2 protein-coding genes are annotated in these 3,329 nt (G+C 36.5%); both read right to left on the bottom strand.

Annotated features, from left to right (window positions below; all coding sequences use genetic code 11):
• Positions 1–1,567: 1,567 nt before the first annotated feature.
• Positions 1,568–2,092 carry a MerR family transcriptional regulator gene (locus HBHAL_RS20300; protein ID WP_014645402.1) on the bottom strand — a complete coding sequence of 175 codons (525 nt, stop codon included), beginning with the start codon at positions 2,090–2,092 and terminating at the stop codon, positions 1,568–1,570.
• Positions 2,093–2,186: 94 nt separating this feature from the next.
• Positions 2,187–3,290 (bottom strand): protein rep, encoded by a 1,104-nt coding sequence (locus tag HBHAL_RS20295; protein ID WP_014645401.1) that lies wholly within the window; start codon positions 3,288–3,290, stop codon positions 2,187–2,189.
• Positions 3,291–3,329: the final 39 nt, after the last annotated feature.

Genomic DNA, 3,329 nt, shown 5'->3' with positions numbered 1-3,329 from the left:
GCCAATGATCATCAGGTTCAGAAGGGTGCAAAAGCCCCTATGTTTTATTGGTTTTGTCTCGACAACATAACCATAACACAGGGGCTTTTTTCTATCCACCATGATTTTTTAGCTAAAACCCTATCAAATCAAGGCTGAAAGGCTAAAATTAAGAATCTCATTGTTTCTATATGTATCAAGATAAGAGAAAACCCGTTTCAAGAACGTTAAAAAACCCCTAAAAATAGGAGTTTTTTAATCATCTAATTTATCATCTTCTTCTAAGAATTTTTCCATAAAAGAATCAAATTCCTCTTTAGAGATATGACCTAACATATAATCCAAAAGAACTTTAAACTCTTCGCTATTACGAGAGTTAATACTAAACAACACCAAAAAACAAATTTCAGAACCAAAACATCTGATCTACAATCTCTAACACAGTTTAAACAATAAAAATACCTTATCTGCTCCATTCGCTTTTTATTACTCAAAAAAATCCGTTTCCTTGTTGCTAGGGTGGCCGGCATCCCTCAAACTCCCAAAGGCAACCCCACCCCGGGAAATTCGCCCTGGGCGGGGCAACCTTTGTTAGTTTACTTGAGGGATTCCCACCCGCAACAAGGGACGTTTTTTTCTGCGTCATAAACACTCATTCAGATTGTGATAAAATAAAAAGTAGCCCTTTCCCTTTCTTTGCACGGAATAGGGGGCTACTTTTTTGTGAGAAAAAAAGTGAGTAAAAAGGGAGGTGCGTCAACGCCTCTCTTTTTACGTTATCCCAAAAAAAAGCGAATGACTTCTGCCCCAAGAACAGCCCAGCCAAAAGCATGCTGAACATCCTCTTTTCTCACTTCAAATTCAATAAGTATCTTTGCTTTCATAGCTCGTCCACCCCCTCAAAATATTATCCCACTTTCAAACACGTCTTGACTAGAATAAGACCGACACTCTTAAAAACTGATCTAAAACCATAAAAACCCCCTTAACTTAACTATAGGCATACCCAACACCATGTTCTATCACGAAAAAGTATCTTGTTATGTTATAGGCACTCCATTATGTTTCTTTGCCACAAACAAGGTGGGTCAATTATAAATAAAGCAAAAAAATAGAAACTCACTCCTCTCCCATTTGATTCAAAACCATCTAAACCATTAGGCAGAAGAAAGTAAATAGCCAATTTAAAAAATTTATAACGGAGATCAGATCCTCACAACCTGCTTACGTATATCATAAAAGAATTCTAAACGAACCTTTCTCCATTCTGGATAATGATTATCTCCCCCTTACTTCCTAATACGCATGAAGAAGTATTTCTTTGCGACTCTACTTTATTTAACGAACGAAAAATCTTTTTCGCACATTTATAGCAAATTAGCATTAATTCTTTATCCTAAAAAACCACACAGTGCCCATTTACCCCCACGATTTTTTTCGTGGTTTTAATGGGTAATTTTTTCTCGCTGCTCTCGATGAAATTTTGACGTTCAGCATAGCTGAATAACCCTTCGGGGAAAACCAAAAAATCGGAGCAATAAAAAAAAGCCTCCCGAACTCATAAAAGGGTTGAGGGGCTTTTTTAAAATTATCTATGACCAAAAAGTTTACTTAGAAAAGTCGGCTTCGGTTTTTGCTCTGAATTAGTTTCGGATTCCAGTTGTAATTTTGGTTTTTCATTCTGCTCTTTTAACTTTTCAATTAACCATTCATCACGTTGCTTAAAAAATTCTTCCTGTCGATCTAAGCGAGCAAATAATTCTTGAATTAACTCATTTTGCTTTTCTAATTTATCTAAAAGATAACGCTCGCTATCACGCAAATCATTAGCATTTTCCATAACAGAAGGTGCGATATTTCTACCTTTTGCCCAAGCTACAACTGCATGACAAGCAGTTTCGAGTGACATGTCACCGTTTTTTAACTCCATAAATCGGCGCAACACCATTAAATCACTATCGCTATACCATCTTCGTCCAACTGATCCTTTATGGAATGTGTAACCCTCTTTCTCCAAAAGAAGACTATATTTTCGTAACGTAGATTCTTTTATCTCAAGCATAAGTGCCATATCTGAAGGCTCATATTTCAACTCTTTTGTATCAGTTGTCATGTCGCTCACCTCAACTGATATATTCTTCAAATTCTAATAAAAGCCCTTTAAAAAAAGCCATAACCAAATTCGGCATGACTCTTTTAATCTTATTTCAGTACACTACATAATTTTTCATACCAGGATGCCATTTTGCGACTACCTCAAAAACACCATTGGCTACTTCATCTTCCTCAGAAATATTAATTAGATCCCCATCTTCCGCATCTCCCAAATTAAGCTCCTTATGGATCTCTTTAAGTAATCCGCCATAACCAATAAGACGCTTATAAGATAAAGCAGCATCTAACGCTTTTACAGTTTCAATATTTTCATCTGTGACCTCACTTCCTTTGATGACATCTGTATCTTTTACAGGATACTTCGACACTTCTAAAACAGCATTTTGTTCCTTGATCGCCCTCTTAAAGTCATCTTCATAAGTTTTAACGTCTTCTAAGTTTTCCTTTGGTTTAACTTTCTTCACGTTTACTACAGGGGAATAATCAAGCTTCATTGCGCGTTTCCATAAGGTTGTCCACTCATCTTGTGTTATGTAGTAATTTTTCTTTTTGAAGTAACTTGTAGGTACACATAGCAAAACATGAAAATGAGGATGATATGTACCGTAGTTCGGATTTTCAGACCCAATCTCTAATCCTTTGCGCTTATAATATGCTGGATTATTATCATACCTTTTCTTTGTAATGTACTCATCTCTATCCCTTGTGACTTCCAAGGCTCTAAAAAAGCCCTTTATAGACGTTTTAAAGGCTTTATACTTAGAAAGCCTATTGAAACCCTTGAACATGTCTGAAATCGTCTCAGAAAGGCTCTCAGAGTCTGTATTCTTAACGGTAAGGGTTAAGAATAGCCAACGGACCTTTTGACGCTCATTTACCGTCTCTACGATCTTTTTATTATGATAAGCAATTTTTAATGATCTTCTCCAGTTGCACATTGGACACAACCTCACTTTACAGAACCATGATTGGTATAGTTTCAACGCTTCAGGTGTCTTTTTAAACACCAATGTATCCGCACACTCATTCATTCGTTCAGCTTTACTCGTGAGTCCCGCCAGATCAAAATGTTCAGCTGTAAGTTGTGACCGTTCCTTTTTACCCTTCCAATCTCTTTCTTTACCTGATTGTGTTTGATCAACCAATATTTCACCAGTTGATTCATTCAAGGTTTGAGTGCTATGATTACAGTGCATAAATAGTATTAATACTCCTTTCTTGAACCCCGATCATCC

Origin of the sequence: Halobacillus halophilus DSM 2266, assembly GCF_000284515.1 — a bacterium.
In the GTDB taxonomy this organism is placed as follows: Bacteria; Bacillota; Bacilli; order Bacillales; family Halobacillaceae; genus Halobacillus; species Halobacillus halophilus.
Note: the sequence above shows the minus strand (reverse complement) of the source record. Positions and strands in the feature narration are given on the sequence as shown.